Origin of the sequence: Anaerostipes sp. Marseille-Q3525, from assembly GCF_018223505.1 — a bacterium.
Classification (GTDB): Bacteria; Bacillota; Clostridia; order Lachnospirales; family Lachnospiraceae; genus Anaerostipes; species Anaerostipes amylophilus.
Map to the genome: position 1 here is coordinate 23,973 of NZ_JAGTTT010000022.1, position 20,636 is coordinate 44,608.

General features: G+C 33.9%; 16 protein-coding genes. All 16 read left to right on the forward strand.

Annotation, left to right across the window (positions count from 1 at the left end; translation table 11 throughout):
• Window positions 1–177 precede the first annotated feature (177 nt).
• Window positions 178–885 carry a response regulator transcription factor gene (locus KE503_RS10400; RefSeq protein ID WP_022374438.1) on the forward strand — a complete coding sequence of 236 codons (708 nt, stop codon included), beginning with the start codon at window positions 178–180 and terminating at the stop codon, window positions 883–885.
• Window positions 857–2,989, forward strand: coding sequence for a sensor histidine kinase (locus KE503_RS10405; RefSeq protein ID WP_249183041.1), 2,133 nt, complete (start codon window positions 857–859; stop codon window positions 2,987–2,989). The genes KE503_RS10400 and KE503_RS10405 overlap by 29 nt, the downstream gene beginning before the upstream one ends.
• A gap of 389 nt (window positions 2,990–3,378) precedes the next feature.
• Window positions 3,379–4,587, forward strand: coding sequence for a glycoside hydrolase family 3 protein (locus tag KE503_RS10410; RefSeq protein ID WP_212385155.1), 1,209 nt, complete (start codon window positions 3,379–3,381; stop codon window positions 4,585–4,587).
• 101 nt (window positions 4,588–4,688) lie between these two features.
• A complete protein-coding gene (gene purF / locus KE503_RS10415; protein ID WP_212385156.1) occupies window positions 4,689–6,116 on the forward strand; it encodes an amidophosphoribosyltransferase in 1,428 nt (475 codons plus the stop codon).
• A gap of 16 nt (window positions 6,117–6,132) precedes the next feature.
• Entirely contained in the window at window positions 6,133–7,563 is a 1,431-nt protein-coding gene (purB, locus tag KE503_RS10420; RefSeq protein ID WP_212385157.1) for an adenylosuccinate lyase, read from the forward strand.
• Window positions 7,564–7,773: 210 nt separating this feature from the next.
• Window positions 7,774–9,639 carry a polysaccharide biosynthesis protein gene (locus KE503_RS10425; protein WP_212385158.1) on the forward strand — a complete coding sequence of 622 codons (1,866 nt, stop codon included), beginning with the start codon at window positions 7,774–7,776 and terminating at the stop codon, window positions 9,637–9,639.
• Window positions 9,640–9,653: 14 nt separating this feature from the next.
• The gene (locus KE503_RS14710) at window positions 9,654–11,357 is read left to right on the forward strand and encodes a sugar transferase (RefSeq protein ID WP_212385159.1); all 1,704 of its coding nucleotides are present in this window, start codon (window positions 9,654–9,656) and stop codon (window positions 11,355–11,357) included.
• Between the two features lie 14 nt (window positions 11,358–11,371).
• Window positions 11,372–12,472, forward strand: a complete 1,101-nt coding sequence (locus tag KE503_RS10435) for an EpsG family protein (protein ID WP_212385160.1) — start codon at window positions 11,372–11,374, stop codon at window positions 12,470–12,472.
• Between the two features lie 14 nt (window positions 12,473–12,486).
• Entirely contained in the window at window positions 12,487–13,587 is a 1,101-nt protein-coding gene (locus KE503_RS10440) for a glycosyltransferase family 1 protein (RefSeq protein ID WP_212385161.1), read from the forward strand.
• Window positions 13,584–14,465: a glycosyltransferase family 2 protein gene (locus tag KE503_RS10445; protein ID WP_212385162.1), complete on the forward strand. Its 882-nt coding sequence runs from the start codon at window positions 13,584–13,586 to the stop codon at window positions 14,463–14,465. The genes KE503_RS10440 and KE503_RS10445 overlap by 4 nt, the downstream gene beginning before the upstream one ends.
• Window positions 14,466–15,058: 593 nt before the next feature.
• Window positions 15,059–16,168, forward strand: a complete 1,110-nt coding sequence (locus KE503_RS10450; RefSeq protein WP_212385163.1) for a glycosyltransferase — start codon at window positions 15,059–15,061, stop codon at window positions 16,166–16,168.
• A gap of 10 nt (window positions 16,169–16,178) precedes the next feature.
• Complete coding sequence (locus tag KE503_RS10455; RefSeq protein ID WP_212385164.1) at window positions 16,179–17,162, forward strand: glycosyltransferase; 984 nt, start codon at window positions 16,179–16,181, stop codon at window positions 17,160–17,162.
• An 11-nt stretch (window positions 17,163–17,173) separates the two neighbouring features.
• Window positions 17,174–18,145, forward strand: coding sequence for a glycosyltransferase (locus KE503_RS10460; RefSeq protein ID WP_212385165.1), 972 nt, complete (start codon window positions 17,174–17,176; stop codon window positions 18,143–18,145).
• Window positions 18,146–18,157: 12 nt separating this feature from the next.
• Window positions 18,158–19,111 carry a glycosyltransferase family 2 protein gene (locus tag KE503_RS10465; RefSeq protein ID WP_212385166.1) on the forward strand — a complete coding sequence of 318 codons (954 nt, stop codon included), beginning with the start codon at window positions 18,158–18,160 and terminating at the stop codon, window positions 19,109–19,111.
• 8 nt (window positions 19,112–19,119) lie between these two features.
• Entirely contained in the window at window positions 19,120–19,725 is a 606-nt protein-coding gene (locus KE503_RS10470) for a DUF1919 domain-containing protein (RefSeq protein ID WP_212385167.1), read from the forward strand.
• 13 nt (window positions 19,726–19,738) lie between these two features.
• The coding region (locus tag KE503_RS10475; RefSeq protein ID WP_212385168.1) for a glycosyltransferase family 32 protein at window positions 19,739–20,636 on the forward strand (898 nt) is incomplete at its 3' end.

Below are 20,636 nucleotides of genomic sequence, written 5' to 3' on the forward strand. Positions count from 1 at the left end.
CGGGAGGTGCTATGGTACAATTTAACCTTTAGAATGGCAGATATTGGTATAACATTTACTTTGCAGGTACAATTCAATATAATAAAGAAAGTTAAGAATTTTGTAAGAATTACATTAAGGGAAATTAAAGAATTAATTGTTAAGATAAAACCATCAAAGATACGAGGAGGAAAAACTATGAACCAGCCAAAGATTCTGGTCGTCGATGACGACAAGGAGATCGTAGGGGCGATCAAGAAACGTCTGGAAATGGAAGACTATGAAATTATCACTGCATATAACGGACTGGAAGCAATGGATGTGCTGATGGAACAAGATGTCCAGCTTTTGATCATAGACGTCATGATGCCAAAGATGGACGGACTTTCAGCTACCATGAAGATCCGTGAAAGCAAGAACATTCCAATTATCATTTTGTCAGCAAAGACAGAAGAAAGCGATAAGATTCTCGGATTATCCATGGGAGCCGATGATTATGTCAGCAAACCATTCCGCCCAGATGAACTGGTGGCAAGAGTCAAATCACAACTGCGAAGATACATGCAGTTTGGTGGGATGAATGCCCCAAAAAGCAATAAGGAACAAATTATAAACGGCGGACTGATCCTTGATATGAAAGGAAAAAGAATGTTAGTTGACGGGGAAGCTGTGAAACTGACAGCAACCGAATATAAGATCGTAAGCCTTCTCATGAAGAATCTTGGCAGGGTATTTTCAGCAGATGAAATCTATGAACGTGTATGGAACGAAGAAGCCTACGCAACAGAAAATACAGTCATGGTCCATATCCGCCGTATCCGCGAGAAAATAGAAATAGATGCAAAAAATCCAAGATATTTAAAGGTGGTGTGGGGAATTGGATACAAGATCGAAAAAATGGACTAATACGATACTGGTCACATTTGTGATCATTGTTATGACCTTGTCAGGAATGTATGGGATCAGTACGATTCATAACATGGCACTGACGGGAAATAGCAGTTTTACAGTGGATGAGCTGGATCAGATTGATTATATCAAAAAGACACAGACATCATTATTTGACAAATGGGCAGAGCAACAAGGTGCAAAAACTTATTCCGGCCAGCAAAACCATGTGTCAGAGGATCTGCTTACAAAGATTAAAAATGAATCCAGAGTAAAAGTAACAATGAAAGTCAAACCATATGACAAAAAGATGACAACAACAACATCGTATTATGGGGCGAAAAATGCAGATTATACAGGGGGAAGGATTGAACATTTTCATATAGAACGATCCGAAACAGAATTAAATAAAGATGGAAGTTTTAAAGGATGGGACCCAACCGATGATTTTAATGCAAATCCAGAAGAATATTATGCGTTTGCTGGAGACAGCTACACGATGGAATTTGTATTTCCATCCAATCTTCTGATCAATAATAAAAAGAAGCAGCGTCTGGAAACAGCAGAAATTGAGATTTCGTTGACAAAGAAAGCTTTAACAGAGATTGATCAGTTTCAGAAGAAGGCAACAAAACAGCTTGCTACAGGACTGAAAGCCATCGTTATTGTATCAGTGGTTGAAGTAATCGGAACAATCTTATTGTGTATTTTATTCGCACTGCAGAAGAAACGAACCAAATTTTTTAATGCATTGGATAAAATCTGGTGGGAAATTATACTGGCAGCAGGATTGATCCTGATCGGACTTGCAATTGCATTGTGCATTGGAGACTGGCAATATACGATCGAATACGCACAGGGTACAATGAGTTCATCGACATTAGAGATGATCATGATGCTAAGTTATCTGTCCGTACCATTTTTTATCATGGCGTTCGCAGTATGCGTACAGACAACGGTATGGAGAATAAAAGAAAGAAATCTTTTGGATTCCACGTTTTGCTTAGGGTATTTTAGAAAATGGTATCGTCATGAAAAGCAAAGACGAGAATTGGAAGAAGAAGCAATGTCTTTTGCACAAAAACATGCAAGAGACAGGATCAGGCAATACCGCGTTTTGAGATATATCATGATTGGAGGCGTTGCGGTCTGCGTTATCATATTGTTCACAGGAGCTCAATTGAGCGACTTCCTGGTTGCTTTAATAGCAATTACATGTATTTCATTATTCAAATTCTTTAAGAAATATTCAAACAAATATGCAGAAGAGCAAAGAGATTTAGGAAAATTAGTCGATCAGATCGAACGTATCTCAAATGGAGAATTGACAGCAATAACAGATATAAGTGAGGACTCAGATTACTACGAATACAGCCAGAAACTGACCCATATCGGACAGGGAATGGAAAAAGCATTAGAAACGCAGATGAAAGGCGAGAGGATGAAGATCGACCTGATCACCAATGTTTCTCATGATTTAAAGACTCCTTTGACATCGATCATTGGCTACGTTGATCTCTTAAGCAGGGACGATACATTATCTGATGAAGCAAAAGATTATGTGACGATCCTTGTGAAGAAGACAGAACGTTTAAAAGACATCATCTCAGATTTGTTTGAACTTGCAAAATCAACGAGTGGAGATATCAAGGTTGATATGGAAGAAATGGATATGAAACGTCTGGTGGAACAAACATTGGGGGATATGGCTGATCAGATAGAGGAATCAGGATTTGGAATCAGATATCAGTGCAATACAGAACATACAAAATTCATGGGTGATGGAAACCGTATGTACAGAGTTGTGCAGAATGTCATTGAAAATGCATTGAAATATTCACTCAAAGGCACAAGAATCTTCATTTATATCACTGAAGAAGCAGGAAATATCGTTTTGAAAGTTATGAATACAGCATCGTATGAAATGAATTTTACCGAAGAAGAGATCATGGAACGCTTTGCGAGAGCAGAAAAATCAAGAACAAGTGAAGGCAACGGATTGGGACTGTCCATTGCAGATAGTTTTACAAAGAACTGCGGAGGTAAATTTGAGATCAAAATTGAAGGCGATCAGTTTACTGTAACCATACAATTTAAACAATATTTTAAAGAAAATAATTAGTTTTCGTATCTTTTCTGCTAAAAAAGCAACGTTCTGAAAAAAAACCACGCGAAAGGGTAGAAAAAATAAATATAAAAGTATATACTAGATATTGTGTCAACAATATGCAAACAGACCATTTTCTTGAATGGTTTTATAATCCTTTCCTCGTGAAGTTTTTATGATACATGGTAACTTTTGGATCGGTTGCGTATTTGGAGACATCTGCTTTTAAAGACCTTTCAGTTCATTCAGGAGTTGGAGGGTCTTTTTTTTGTTTCATAGGAAATTTTGATGAAATCCCTATGAAATAAAAAAGCCCTCCGGGCAGGATTCTTTTTTATAGTAAAATTGCAAGATGAAAAAGCATCTGATATAATATTAAGAAAAATACATGTACGAGAAAGGGCATGAAGATGATGAAGAAACGGTGGATAAGTCTCCTGCTGATCCTTGTGCTTGTTATGGCAGCAGGATGCGGAAAGAAGAATACAACGAAGAAAGTAAAGACCGAGGATCTTGACGAGGCAACACTGCAGGGAATGGCAAAGGATATTACGAAAGATATGTCATTGAAGAACAAGATCGGACAGCTGTTTATGGTATCTATATACCAGCTAGATGAAGCAGAAAGTAAAAATCAGACAAAAATAACAGATGCTATGAAAAAGACATTAAAGAAATATCCTGCGGGTGGCATTGTGATGTTTGCAAAGAACATTGAGACTCGTGAGCAGACAAAGACAATGATAAAGAAGTTACAGAATGCTTCTTATGTACCACTATTTATGGCAGTGGATGAAGAGTGTGGAACAGTTTCAAGAGTTGCATCTAATCCAAAGATTGGAATGACAGCATATCCATCGGCACAGGAAGTAGGCAAAACATATGATGATAAGCAGATTGCCAAGATGGGGCAGACACAAGGTAAAGAATTAAAAGAATTAGGATTCAATATGAATCTGGCACCAGTTGCAGACGTACTTACGAATAAGAATAATACAGAGATTGGCGACAGAAGTTTTGGAACAGACTCAAAGAAAGTATCATCAATTGTAGCAAGCTTAGTTAAAAACATGCAAAAGCAGCAGATTTCCGCAACGATAAAACATTTTCCAGGAAGCGGTGGATGCGGAGGAGATACTCACCGTGGAAGTACAGAGACATACCAGACGATCGAGACATTAAGAGATGTAGATTTTAAACCATTTAAGGCAGGAATCAAGGCAGATGTGGATGCGGTGATGGTATCACATTTAATGCTAAGCAATGTGACAGACGAGAAAGAACCTTCCAGTTTAAGCAGTAGGGTTGTCAGTGATATTTTAAGGGACGAACTTGAATACAAGGGAATCATTATGACCGATGCGATGAACATGAAAGCGATCACAGACAACTACAGCTCAGGAGAAGCAGCAGTCAAAGCTATTCAGGCAGGAGTCGACTTAATTGTGATGCCTGATAATTATAAGGAAGCATATCAGGCAATTGAGAAAGCAATAAAAAATGGACAGATCAAGGAATCAAGGATTGATAAATCTGTAAGAAGGATCCTTTATGCCAAGATCAAGAGAGGAGAAATACCACCAGATACTACCTTATTAAAGGATAATGAGTAGAGTAAGACTCTTGCAGATTTAAAATGAATATGTTACTATCAAAAATGTGTATTTTACAAAGGAAACTAAAGATTGTATAACAGAAAGGTCAAAAGATCACGATGAGCAGAGAGAACTTTGATAAGTTGGGAGAAGAATGTGGAGTTTTCGGTATCTATGATTTCGATGGCAACGATGTAGCGTCAACGATCTATTATGGATTGTTTGCCCTGCAGCATCGAGGTCAGGAAAGCTGTGGAATCGCAGTTTCTGATACGAATGGTCCAAAACGTAATGTCACATCTCAAAAAGGTATGGGATTATGTAATGAAGTGTTTACACCAGATTCCCTTCAGGCATTAAAGGGAGATATCGGTGTAGGACATGTAAGGTATTCAACAGCAGGAGAGAGCGTTCCAGAGAATGCCCAGCCACTGGTATTAAATTATGTAAAAGGGACATTAGGACTTGCACATAATGGTAATCTGATCAATGCGTTAGAACTTCGTGAAGAATTAGAACAGACAGGAGCTATTTTCCAGACAACGATCGATTCAGAAGTTATCGCATACCATATCGCAAGAGAACGTGTGAATACATCATCTATTGAGAAAGCAGTTGCGAAAGCAATGCAGAAGATCAAAGGAGCGTATTCCCTGATCGTTATGTCACCACGAAAACTGATTGGTGCCAGAGATCCTTATGGATTTAAACCACTTTGTATCGGTAAGAGAGAGAATGCATTTGTTTTAGCATCTGAAAGCTGTGCATTAGATACGATCGGAGCAGAATTTATCCGCGATGTCAATCCAGGAGAGATCGTAACGATCACAAAAGACGGAATTCAGTCTGATTGTAGTATGTGCCTTCCACAGGAGAAGACAGCAAGATGTATCTTTGAATACATATATTTTGCAAGACCTGACAGTGAAATTGATGGTATAGGAGTTTACCACTCAAGAATTCAGGCAGGAAAATACCTTGCACAGGATTCACCAGTCGAAGCAGACTTAGTTGTAGGAGTACCAGAATCAGGAAACGCAGCAGCACTCGGTTATTCTTTAGAATCAGGAATTCCATATGGAACAGCATTTGTAAAGAATGGTTATGTTGGAAGAACCTTCATTAAGCCAGGACAAAGCAGCCGTGAATCAAGCGTACAGATTAAGTTAAATGTATTAAAAGAAGCAGTCAAGGGAAAGAGAGTCATCATGATCGATGATTCCATTGTTCGTGGAACAACAAGTGATCGTATCGTATCTATGCTTCGTGAAGCGGGAGCAACAGAAGTGCATGTAAGAATCAGTTCACCACCATTCTTATGGCCATGTTACTTTGGAACAGATATTCCAGAGAGAGAACAGCTGATCGCATACAACCGTTCCATTAACCAAATCTGCGAAGTAATAGGAGCAGATAGTTTAGGATACTTAAGAGAAGAAAGACTTTCAGAGATGGTTCAGGGATTACCGATCTGCAAAGGATGTTTTACAGGAAAGTATCCAATGGAACCACCAACAAGAGATATTCGTGGAAATTTTGAAAGATAAAGATAAGGAGATTTTTATGAACGACCGTTACCAGAGCCCATTATCAGAACGTTATGCAAGCAAAGAGATGCAGTATATTTTTTCTCCAGATAAGAAATTTAAGACATGGAGAAAATTGTGGATCGCACTTGCTGAGACTGAGAAAGAATTAGGACTAGATATTACACAGGAACAGATTGATGAGTTAAAAGCACATGCAGAAGATATCAACTACGATGTAGCTAAAGAACGTGAAAAATTAGTCCGCCATGACGTAATGTCCCACGTATATGCATACGGAGTACAATGTCCAAAAGCAAAAGGAATCATCCATTTAGGAGCAACTTCCTGCTATGTTGGAGATAACACAGATATCATCATCATGACAGAAGCATTAAAACTTGTCAGAGTAAAATTATTAAATGTAATCAACGAATTATCCAAATTCGCAATGAAATATAAAGATCTTCCAACACTTGGATTTACACATTTCCAGCCAGCACAGCCTACAACAGTAGGTAAGAGAGCAACACTGTGGCTGATGGATCTTGTATATGATTTAGAAGATCTTGACCACGTCATTGCCAATATGAGACTGTTAGGTTCCAAAGGAACAACAGGAACACAGGCAAGTTTCTTAGAGTTATTTGAAGGAGATCATGAAACGATCAAGAAGATTGATGGAATGATTGCCAAGAAGATGGGATTTGACAAATGCCAGCCAGTATCCGGACAGACATATTCAAGAAAAGTTGATTCCCGTGTGATCAATGTATTAAGCCAGATCGCACAGTCTGCTCATAAATTCTCAAATGATATCAGACTGTTACAGCACTTAAAAGAAGTAGAAGAACCATTCGAGAAGAACCAGATCGGATCATCTGCAATGGCATATAAGAGAAACCCTATGAGAAGTGAAAGAATCGCTTCCTTAGCAAACTATGTAATGGCTGATGCAATGAATCCAGCATTCGTGGCATCTACACAGTGGTTTGAAAGAACTTTAGATGACTCTGCCAACAAACGTTTATCCGTACCTGAAGGATTTTTAGCAATCGATGGAATCTTAGATCTTTACTTAAACGTTGTAGATGGATTAGTTGTATATCCAAAAGTTATCGAAAGCCGTTTAAGAAGCGAACTTCCATTCATGGCAACAGAGAATATCATGATGGATGCTGTAAAAGCTGGTGGAGACCGTCAGGAACTTCACGAGAAGATCCGTGTACATTCTATGGCAGCAGGAAAAGTTGTCAAAGAAGAAGGAAAACCAAATGATCTGTTAGAAAGAATCGCAGCAGATCCAGCATTTGGAATGAATATGGAACAGTTACAGTCAATCATGAAACCAGAGAACTTCGTAGGACGTGCACCACAGCAGACAGAAGAGTTTGTGAATGAAGTGATCAATCCAATTTTGGAAGAAAATAAAGAAGTACTCGGATTAACAGCTGAGATCAACGTATAAAAAGATAGAATCTTGATAAAAAGATAAAATTTTAACATAAAAAGAGATGGAAAGATCAAAACAATATAGATTTTTCCATCTCTTTTTGCTGTATTTTAAGAAAAAATTACCAAAAAGCAGGAAATGAGCAGGAGTAGATATAGGAAATTAAGAAAAAAGGTGCTATAATAAATTTTATAATAAAATATATTGAAGGATTATAAATAAATTATGAAGTTAAAGAGTTATGTAAACAGAAAAAGGCTAGCGATAGAATTGGTATTGTTTGATATCATTGCTATTCAGCTGGCAGCATTTTTAGCAATTTTAACACGTTTTGAATTCAGAATTCATACAATTGAGCCATTGTTTATTGACACGTTAGTCCATTATGCAGTATTGAATACATTTTGCAGCATTTGTATTTTTGCAGCATATAGAATGTATTCAACTCTTTGGAGTTTTGCAAGCATTATGGATTTTTTTAATGTCGTGAAAGCAGTATTGATCTCCAGTGTATTTCAGTTTATAGGGATTCATATGTTGGCATGGCCGATTCCAAGAAGTTTTATTGTATTGTATATTGGATGGCTTGGAATTGCTGCTGTATTTCCGAGAATGATGATCCGAATTCTACGAGGGGGAAGAAGGATTCCATTGCAGACGATTGGTAAACAGGCAATTCCAGTGATGTTAATCGGAGCTGGAGAAGCAGGAAGCATCATTCTGCAAGAATTTAAGAATAGCAAGTTTGTAGAGAAAGAGATTGTCTGTGTAATTGATGATGATCCAAAGAAATGGGGAACTTTTATTCACGGGGTTCCAGTTGTTGGAGGAAGGCGCAAGATTACACAAAGTGTTGTAAGATTTGGAATTCAAGAGATTGTACTTGCAATTCCAACATTGAAGCCACACGAGAGGAAGAATATCATTAATATTTGTCAGCAAACAGGTTGTAAGATGAGTACACTTCCAGGAATTTACCAACTGATTAACTGTGATGTCAAAGTGTCCATGCTTCGAGATGTGCAGATTGAAGACTTACTAGGAAGAGAAGCAGTACGTACAGATTTAGAATCCATCATGTCTTATGTTAAGGACCAGAAAGTTATGGTGACTGGAGGTGGAGGATCAATCGGAAGCGAGCTGTGCAGACAGATTGCAGATGATCAGCCGAAACAATTGATCATTATTGATAATTATGAAAATGCAGCCTATGAATTGCAGATGGAATTAGGAAGAAAACATCCAGAATTAGATGTTATCGTATTGATTGTTTCTGTCCAGAATCGAAGAAAAATCCGTGAGATTTTCGAGCAATATAAACCAGATTTAGTATTCCATGCAGCAGCACATAAGCATGTGCCATTGATGGAATATAGTCCATGTGAAGCAATTAAGAATAACGTATTTGGAACAATGAATGTTGCATCTGAAGCCAATCGTTCGGGTGTTAAGCGTATGGTATTGATTTCTACAGACAAAGCAGTCAGACCTACTAATATTATGGGAGCTTCTAAACGAATCTGTGAGATGGTCATTCAGACCTACAATCAACGTTCCAAGACAGAATATGTCGCTGTCCGATTTGGAAATGTATTAGGAAGTAATGGAAGTGTTGTGCCATTATTTAAACAGCAGATTAGAGAAGGAGGACCGGTAACAGTAACCCATCCAGATATTATTCGTTATTTTATGACTATTCCAGAAGCAGTCAGTTTGGTTCTGCAGGCAGGAGCGTATGCTCAAGGAGGGGAAATCTTTATCCTGGATATGGGAGAACCGGTAAAGATTTTAGACCTTGCAGAAAATATGATCCGATTATCTGGATTAGTACCAGGAGAAGATATTGAGATTAAGTTCACAGGACTTCGACCGGGAGAAAAGTTATACGAAGAACTGTTGATTGATGACGATAACAAGAAAGAGACGGCAAACAAACGTATTTTTATTGGACAACCAATCAAGATTGATGAAGCTGAATTCGATGAGAAGATGAAAGAACTTGAGAAAGCAACCTTCTCAGAAGATGAAAATATCCGACAAGTTGTAAAGAAACTTGTGCCAGAATATACAATTCAGCAGATAAATAATTAAAAGGGGAAACATATATGTATCAAAGAGTGATAAAAAGAGGACTGGACATCTTATTATGCGGGGCAGCAATGTTGATCATATGGCCGCTATTTTTGTTAATTGCAATCCTGATCAAATTAGACTCCAAAGGTCCAGTATATTTTAAGCAAAAAAGAGTAGGAATCCATAAGACACATTTTTATATTTATAAGTTCCGTACTATGAGAACAGATACACCAAAAGATGTGCCAACTCATTTATTACAAGACCCAGATGCATTTATTACAAGAATGGGGAAATTTTTAAGAAAAACAAGTTTAGATGAACTGCCACAGATCTTACATAATGTTTTGTTAAAAGGTGATATGACAATCATCGGACCACGTCCTGCACTTTGGAATCAGTACGATCTGATCGAAGAACGTGACAAATATGGAGCAAATGATGTGAAACCAGGAATTTCAGGATGGGCACAGATTCATGGAAGAGATGAATTAGAGATTCCAGTGAAGGCAAAATTAGACGGGTATTATGCACAGAATATCAGCTTCTGGCTGGATGTTAAATGTGTACTTGGAACTGTCAGCTCTGTATTAAAAAGTGAAGGTGTTGTGGAAGGCGGAACGGGAGCTATGGAAGCGGCAGCTAGTAAAGAACGCCCAAAGATCTTAATCTGCACAAATCACTCTTATATGCTGTATCAGTTTCGAAGAGAACTGATACAAAAATTAATGGAAACACATGAAGTTGTGATCAGTATGCCATATGTTGGACATGAAGAAGATTTTCAGGAGATGGGATGCAAATGCATTGAAACACCAATCGACCGCAGAGGAATCAATCCAGTGACTGATTTGAAATTGATCAAAGCGTATGCGAAGATGTTAAAAGAAGAAAAACCAGATCAAGTGATCACATTTTCTATTAAACCAAACATTTATGCAGGATTTTTATGCGGATTAAAGAAAGTTCCATACTGCTGTAATGTACAAGGACTAGGAACAGCATTTCAGAAAAAAGGACTTGCAAGCTTTGTGACACTTCTGTATAAAGTAGCATTCTTCCGTGTGAAGAAAGTATTCTTTGAAAATACATCTAATGCAGAAGAATTCAGAAAGAGAAAGATTATATCCAGAGACAAACAAGTACTGCTCAAAGGTGCAGGAGTGAATCTTAAATATTATAGATATTGTCCATACACCGAAGAAGACCCAATTCGGTTTTTATTTGTAGGAAGAATCATGAAAGAAAAAGGTGTTGACGAATTATTCAGGGCATCTAAGAAATTAAAAGAAATCTATCATGACAAGATTGAAATTGGTATGGTAGGATTCTTTGAAGATGAATACAAAGAAAAAGTAGAATATCTGGAGCAAGAAGGAATCATTCGATTCTATGGATTCCAGAAGGAAGTACGCCCATTTTATGAGAAGGCACATTGCATTGTACTTCCATCCTATCATGAAGGAATGTCCAACGTATTATTAGAAGCAGCTTCCACAGGAAGAGCTCTGATCACAACATACATTCCAGGATGTAAAGAAGCGGTTGATGAAGGAATCAATGGTTATTTATGCAAAGTTAAAAGTGCAAAAAGTTTATACCGCAAGATGCACAAATTTATCGAATTAACCAAAAAAGAACGAGAAGAAATGGGTAAAAATGGACGCAGAAAAATGCAGGCACAGTTTGATAAAGATAAGGTAGTGGAGAAGACGGTAGAAGCAATATTAAGCTAGGAGACGATATAAAGATGACATCAAAATATGTATTGATATTAGTATGGATAGGAATTGCTGCTGTGATATTCAGTCAAGAAGGTATGCAACAGCCAGAGAATATATGTGGAAAAACTGAATATAGATATCGGTTTTTGTGGGCATTTTTGGTGTTTTTACCGGTGATTTGGATGGTGGGGACCCGTGGGAATATTGGAGATACGGAATCATATGCTATGACATTTCGTAAAATGCCACAGGCAATTAGTGGATTAGCACATTATATGTCAACAGTGAAAAAAGATAGGGGGTTTTATTTATTATCAGCAATTATTAAGTTGATAATAGGTAATAATACAGTTCGTTATTTTTTATTATTGGCGTTGGGACAGGGATTATGTCTTGTTTATGTTTTTCGTAAATATTCTATTAATTATGCAATTAGCATTTTCTTATTTATGGCATCAAGTGATTATATTTCATGGATGTATAATGGAATTCGTCAGTTTACAGCGGTTATATTGTCCTTTATTGGAATAGAATTTTTGCTAAATGATAAAATTATAAAGTTTATTATTTTAATATTAATAGCCTCAACAATGCATCAAAGTGTATTGATTTTGATTCCTTTTGCAATAATTGCAAAAGGAAGAGCGTGGAATAAAAAAACAATTTTATTTATTTTAATTGCAATTGCAGCAGTAATGTTTATTGGAAAATTTACCAATTTTTTAGATACAGTATTATCAGATACACAATATAAAAATGTGGTAAGCGACTGGAAGCAATTTGAGGATGATGGGACAAATCCAATAAGAGTGTTAGTATATGCGGTTCCAACAATTTTATCCTATATTGGACGAAAAATTATATGGATAGAGGATAATAAGTTAGTTAATCTTTGTGTTAATATGTCAATTATATCAACAGGATTATATGTAGTATCAATGTTTACTAGTGGAATTTTCATAGGAAGATTACCTATTTATTTTTCTCTATATAATTACATTTTATTACCATGGGAGATTGAGAATTTATTTACTGAAAGATCGAAGAAGTTAGTTTACATAGGATTAATCGGTTTTTATTTATTATTTTATTATTATCAGATGCATATGACATATGCAATGTTCTAAAAGAAGGGAAAAGTATGAAACCAATACGGATTTTACATGTTGTAACATATATGGGAAGAGGCGGACTGGAAACAATGCTAATGAATTATTATCGGCAAATTGATCGTAACGAAGTACAGTTTGATTTTTTGGTTCACCGTGATTTTGAAGCCGATTATGACAAAGAGATTTTGAAGTTAGGTGGAAAAATTTATCATTTGCCACGTTTGAATCCTTGGGATTATCGATATTTAAAGAAGTTAGATGAATTTTTTCAACAGCATAAGGAATATAAAATAGTACATTCTCATTTAGACTGTATGGCAGGAATTCCATTAAAATATGCGAAGAAAAATGGAATTCCAGTACGAATTGCTCATGCACATAGCAAGAGTCAAGATAAGGATTTTAAATATCCATTAAAACTATGGATGAAGAGGATGATACCAAGATATGCGACAAAACTTTTTGCTTGCGGAGAAGAAGCTGGAGAATGGATGTTTGGTGGACTAAAATTTAATATTTTAAATAATGCGATTGATACAAAACAATATCAATATTCAGAAAAAGTCAGGACCGCGTATCGAGAAGAATTAGGACTAGGGGATAGTTTGGTTATAGGACATGTCGGCAGATTCAATCCTCCCAAAAATCATAGATTTTTAATTGAGATTTTTGATAAATTAAAACAAAAAAATACAAACGTAAAATTGTTGTTAGTTGGAGATGGAGATGGCAGAGGAAAGATAGAGGATCTGGTAAAAGAAAAGAATCTGCAGGAAGATATAAAATTCTTAGGAATGAGAGATGATGTATATAATATTTTGCAGGCGATGGATGTTTTTGTATTTCCATCATTATATGAAGGGCTTCCAGTTACCTTAATTGAAGCACAAAGTGCAGGGTTGCCTTGTATTATTTCTGATCAGGTACCATTAGAATGTAAAATATCAGATTTGATTCATGTAAAAAGTCTTCAGGAAAATGAATCAGCATGGGTAGATGAAATATTAAAGCAGTCAGATTATAAAAGAACAGATACTACACCTTTGGTTATTCAAAGTGGCTATGATATCAGAAAGAATGCGGAAAAGTTGCAGAAATATTATTTAAAATTATATAGGGAGACAGAATGATACGTTTAACAGTATTTACACCAGCATATAACAGAGCACATACTTTGCCGAGAACTTATGAAAGTCTGTGCAGTCAGAATTGTAAAGATTTTTGCTGGTTGATCATAGATGATGGGTCAATAGACAATACGGCACAATTAGTAAAGGGTTGGATGGAAAAAGATAACGGCTTTAAGATTCAGTATATATACAAAGAAAATGGTGGTATGCATACAGCACATAATATAGCTTATGAAAATATTACAACGGAGTTGAATGTTTGTGTTGATTCAGATGATTGTATGGCAGAAGATGGGGTTGCCAAGATTCTGAAGAAATGGGATGAAGTAAAAGACAGAGGTTATGCAGGGATTATCGGATTAGATGCCGACATGAATGGAAAAATCATAGGAAAGAGTTTTCCAAAATCTATGAAAGAAACTACGTTAATGGAATATTACGCTATGGGTGGAGCAGGCGATAAGAAGTTGGTATACAGGACGGACATTATTAAAAAATATCCCCCTTATCCGGTGTTTGAAGGAGAAAAATATGTGGCACTTGCATATAAATACAGATTGATCGATCAGGATTACAAGTTAGCTGTATTGCCGCAGGTTTTGTGTAATGTGGAGTATCAGGAAGATGGTTCCAGTGGGACGATGTGGAAACAATATTTGAAGAATCCAAAAGGATTTGCTTTTTGGAGAAAGATTTGTATGCGATATCCAGAAAGTAAAAAAAGAAAGATAGTAGATTGTATTCATTATTGTTCTAGTAGTCAGATTGCGAGAAATAAGGGATATATAAGAAAGTCGCCAGCTAGGGTTATGACTTTTTTTTGTAGTCCGTTAGGTGCTGTATTGACGATGATGATTAAATATAAAGCAAGAAAATAAAAAGGAATCGGATTATGAATCAAAAATTTCTATGTGATTTTTATCGAATGACAGGCAAAAAGTATAAGAGAAATATTAAATCATATTTAAATATAATGTTTCAACATAATGTTCGGTACATGTATTGGTGGAGAAAGCGAAATAAGAAGTTTATAGGAAAAATTGCAAGAGTGTTTTTATTTAAATATTCTAGGAAATATGGGTTGGAAATGCAAAAATAGAAGAAGGATTTTATTTAGGACATCCATATAACATTACGATTAATGAAGAAAGTATATTAGGAAAAAATATAAACATACACAAGGGAGCTACAATAGGAAAAGAAAATAGAGGAAAGAAATTAGGAGCACCTCAAATAGGAAATAATGTATATATTGGCGTTAATAGTACGGTGGTCGGAAAATAGAAATAGGGAATGATGTTTTGATAGCACCAAATACTTATGTAAACTTTAATGTACCATCACATTCAATTGTAATTGGTAGTCCAGGAGTGATTATTCCAAATGAAAAAGCTACAGAAGGATATGTTAATTTTTGTGTTTAGATTTGAGGAATAAAAGAGTTTATCTAAATTAGTAAATGGGGGATTATATGAAAAAAATACTTTTTTTAATACATGATTTAGGACAAGGTGGAGCTGAAAAAGTATTGATTAATCTTGTTAATAATATGGATCATACGAAGTTTGATGTCACAGTGATGACGTTATTTGATTGTGGAGAAAATAAACAATTTCTTTCAAAAGATATTACGTATAAGACTTGGTGTAAAAAAATGGTACGGGGAAATTCACATTTAATGAAATTATTAACGCCAAGTCAGCTTCACAATTTAGTAATTAAGGAATATTATGATGTAGAAATAGCATATTTAGAAGGACCATGTGCTAGGGTAATTAGTGGTTGTCAGAATAAGAAAACAAAATTAGTATCATGGATTCATATTGAGCAGCATACGTCAAAACGAGCAGCAAGATCGTTTAGAAGCATTGAGGAAAGCCGAAAATGTTATGCAAGATTTAATAAAATAATTTCAGTTTCAAAAAGTGTAGAACAGGATTTTAAAAAAGCATTATCAGTTAATGCTGATTATGAAGTTCTGTATAATACAAATGAAAGCAAAAAAATAAAAGAAATGTCGAATGAAACAGAAAATCAGATATTAAATCAAGATGTAATAAAAATGATTGGTGTTGGAAAATTATTGAAAAATAAAGGATTTGATCGTTTATTAAAAATCGTAAAACGATTAAAGAAAAATGGACTAAACACACATTTGTATATCTTAGGAGATGGACCAGAACGAGGAAATTTAGAAGAATATTGTAGAAATAATGATTTGATAGATAATGTGACTCTATTAGGATATCAGTTGAATCCATATAAATTTATAAAAAAATGTGATCTTTTTGTATGTGCGAGTTTAGCAGAAGGATTTTCTACAGCAGCAACAGAAGCATTGATTTTAGGAATACCTGTATGTACAGTAGAAGTTTCAGGGATGAAAGAAATGCTTGGAGAAAATAATGAATATGGAATAGTTGTTGCTAATGAAGATATAGAACTATATAAAGCAATAAAAGATTTGGTAAAGAATCCAGAAAAGATTTTATATTATAAACAACAGGCAGAATTTAGAGGGAATTATTTTAGTACAGAAGGAACTGTAAAGAAAGTAGAAGAAATGATAGAAAATTTATGAGGAATCAATAATGATTAGTATAATAGTACCAGTCTATAATGCTGAAAAATATGTATCAAAGACATTGCAGAGTATTTTAAAGCAAACATATCAGAATTTGGAAGTTATTGCAGTAAATGATGGATCTACAGATCAGACAAGAAATATTTTAGACGAATATGGGAAAAAATATCCAGAAAAACTTCGAGTAATACATACTGAAAATCAAGGTGTTACATTAGCAAGGATGGAAGGATTAAAAATCGCAAGAGGAACTTGGATAGGATTTGTTGATTGTGATGATATGATAGACCCCGATATGTATGAACTATTAATACGTAATGCAGAAAAATATGATGCAGATATTTCACACTGTGGATATCAAATGCAATTTGCTGATGGTAGGGTGAATTATTTTTATAATACAAAGAAAATAATAATACAAGATAAATATCAAGGAATGAAAGATTTGTTGGAAGGTGACTTCATAGAGCCAAGTCTATGCAATAAAATTTTTCATAAACAGCTTTTTCAAAAGTTCTTTAACAACAAAAAGATAAATACTAAGATAAAAATTAATGAAGATTTATTAATGAATTATTATTTATTTTTTTATGCCAATAAATCTGTGTATGAAGATATTTGTAAATATCATTATATTATAAGAAATAAATCTGTAACAAGAAAAGGGTTAAATAAATCGAGAATTTATGACCCTATAAAGGTTAAGAAAATTATTTTAAATGAAAATATAGATGAAGTCAGAGAGATTGCAAAAAAAGTATATATATTAACTAGTATTAATGTTTATAATAGTTTAATGATAGATAAATCCAATAAATTTAAAAAAGACGAAATTAAAGTTAGAAATATCATAAAAGAGAATAAGGAATATATTAAATTATTAGGCAGGAAGCAAAAAATTCTTGGAAAAATGATATTATATATCCCTTGTTTATATAAATATATATATCGATTTTATGCGAAATACTTGCTGAGAAGTAAATATAACTAGAGGAGAAAATTATGGAACCATTGATCAGTGTCATTATACCAGTATACAATGTAGAAAAATATCTAAATAAATGCATTACTAGTGTTGTGGAGCAAACATACAAGAATCTTGAAATTATCATTGTAGATGATGGATCAACTGATCAAAGTCCAGAAATTTGTGATGAATGGAAAAAAAGAGATAGTAGAATTCAAGTAGTGCATAGTTCAAATGGTGGAGCTGGGAAAGCACGTAATACAGCATTAGATATGGCAACGGGAGACTATGTTACATTCGTTGATAGTGATGATTATATAGCACCACAAATGTATCAAGTTTTATTAGAACAGTTTTATGATGGAATTGGAATCGTAGAATGTAATTATTCAATGGTATATGATGATTCTGAAAAATTTAAAGAAGAAAGAAAAATTTATAAAATACATACATATTCTGCGATGCAAGCAATGCATGAAAATATTAACGATCATATATTTCGACAACTTATTTGGAATAAAATGTATCGGAAAGATGTTATAAAGGGGATATATTTTCCAACGGGAAATAAGATTGATGATGAATTTTGGACCTACCAAGCAATTGGAAATGCATCCAAGTTAATATATATTGATCAAAAGTTATATGCTTATAGGCAGCAGGAGCAATCTGTGATGCATTTGTTAGATGCAAAAAAAAGATTAGAGGCTCTTAAAGCGAAAGAAGAAAGACACAAATATATATGTAAGTTTATGCCACAATTAAAAACAGAGAGTTTAAATAATCTTTGGTTTACATGTATCTATCAAGGACAAAGGGTTTTAAAAGATAAGAATAAGGAAAATTTGAAAAGTGTTTACCCTCAAATAAAGAGGTTTATCAAAAAATATCCACAAACTAATCTGAAAGATATAACAGATAAAAAACAAAAAATATGGATTATATTTGCAAAAATATCTTTTTGTGGAACTTGTAAAATAAGAAATTTATTAAAAATAGGGTTATAGAGAGTAAAAAATATGGATAAAGAACAACCATTAATATCAGTTATAGTACCAGTATACAATGTAGAAAAATATTTAAAAAAATGTGTAGATAGTATTACTTCACAGACATATAAGAATTTAGAAATTTTGCTTGTCGATGATGGATCGACAGATTCATCAGGACAAATTTGTAATGAGTTTGAAAAAAATGATGCAAGAATAAAAGTAATTCATAAAAAAAATGGTGGATTATCAGATGCAAGAAATGCAGGACTAGATAGAGCAAAAGGACAATATTATGCATTTATTGACAGTGATGATTATATTCAGGATAACACAATAGAAATTATGTTAAATGCAATTAAAAAAAATAAGAGTGAGATTGCAGTATGTAATATGATTCGATTTCTAGAAGAAGGAGAAACTGTTCAATTTTATTGTCCTACAGATCATGAAGTATTATATCAAGGTAATCAAAGATATAAAACGTTAAATCAGCCGTCTGTATGTAATAAATTGTTTGAGGCAAAATTATTTGAAGGAATTCGATTTCCAAAAGGAAAATATTATGAAGATACATTTGTGTATCATGAAGTTTTATATCGAGCAAATAGTATTGTTTTGACAGGAACAGATAGTTATTGGTATTTATCAAGAGAAGATAGTATTTTAGGACAACCACAATACACGGAAAGATATTTTGATTTTATAGAAGCAGTATATAAGAGAGCAGACTTTTTATTAAAACATGATGTACAGCCATATGCGAAAGAAGCGTGTTTAAGTTTATATGCTGCCATTGCAAACGCAGAAAGTAATATTGAAGAAAATACAAAAACAATAGAGAAGTTTTCAATTGCAAGAAAACAATATACTTTGGTGTATAATGAATTGATGAAGACGAAGAATCAAATTGGAATAAAACAAAAATTAAGATTAATGTTACTTAAATATTTTCCAAAATTGCATGTAAAAATTTATAGATAGAGGTTCATATGAATATTGTTCAACGAATAGAGTGGAGATTATATAAAGAACGAAAGAAAAGAAAATTAAAAAATTTAACGCCAACAATTATTGCATCAAATTGCAATGGAGAGTTTATATATTATGATATGAATCTTAAATTTCGTTCACCAACAATTAATTTGAGTTTTGAAATGAATGATTATGTTAAAATGCTTGAAAACCTAGAATGGTATATGAAGCAGCCAATTTTGCCTTATGAAGATGAGCGATTTGAATATCCGACAGGAATGTTAGGAGATATAGAAATAAGATTCAATCATTATGAAACATTGGAAGAAGGAATAGAAAAATGGGAAGAACGTAAAAAACGTATTGATTGGAATAATTTATTTATCATGGGTATAGATGGGGATGATTGTACTTATGAGTCATTGAAACGTTTTGATGCACTTCCTTTTAAAAATAAGGTAATATTTACGCATAAACAATATCCAGAAATAAAATCTGCATATTATATTCCAGGATTTGAAGATCAGGATGGAATAGGGGTTTTATTATATTTTAAAAAACAATTTTTAGTTCGAAGATATTTAGATGATTTTGACTATGTATCATTCTTAAATGGAAAGTAAGGGGGAGGTATTTATGATTCCTAAAATTATACATTATTGTTGGGTTGGAAATGCTCCGAAACCTAAATCAGTATTATATTGTATTGAAAGCTGGAAAAAGTTTTGCCCAGATTATGAAATAAAAGAATGGAATGAAAGTAATTATGATTTTTCTAAAAATCATTATATGAAACAAGCGTATGACGCAAAAAAATGGGGATTTGTTCCAGATTACGCAAGATTGGATATTATATATCAATATGGTGGAATTTATTTAGATACTGATGTTGAATTAGTAAAAAGTTTTGATGAATTACTAGATCAGGATGCTTTTATGGGATTTGAAAATACAGGAGATGGTGAGTATTTTGTTAATTGTGGACAGGGCTTCGGAGCGGTTCCAAAGCATGAGATTATAAAAGCAGCAAGAGATTTGTATGATAATTTAGAGTTTATAAATTTTGATGGCACATTGAATATGTTAGCATCACCGCATTATACAACACAAACATTATGTCAGTTTGGTTTAGAACAAAAAGATAAAGAACAGAAATTACCAAATATGATGATATATAGATCTGACGTATTATGTCCAAAGAATTTCAGAACTGGGAAATTAAATGTTACGGATAAAACAGTTTCGATTCATCATTTTACAGCTTCATGGCTAGATGATCAAATAAAAAAAGAAATGGAACATCAGCAATTATTAGAGAGATATTTTGGAATAAAATTAGCAAAAAACATTTTATTAATTGAGAGTGTTTGGAAGAAATATGCAGGAATTAAATTGATAACAAAGTTACCTAAACGTATAATTTATAAAATAAAAAGAAAAATTGTTTATCTATTAGAATTACTACCATTTTATAAAGAACTTGTTATAGCAAAGTTTATGTCTATAGGGAAAAAAGGAGCGGTATTATTAGATC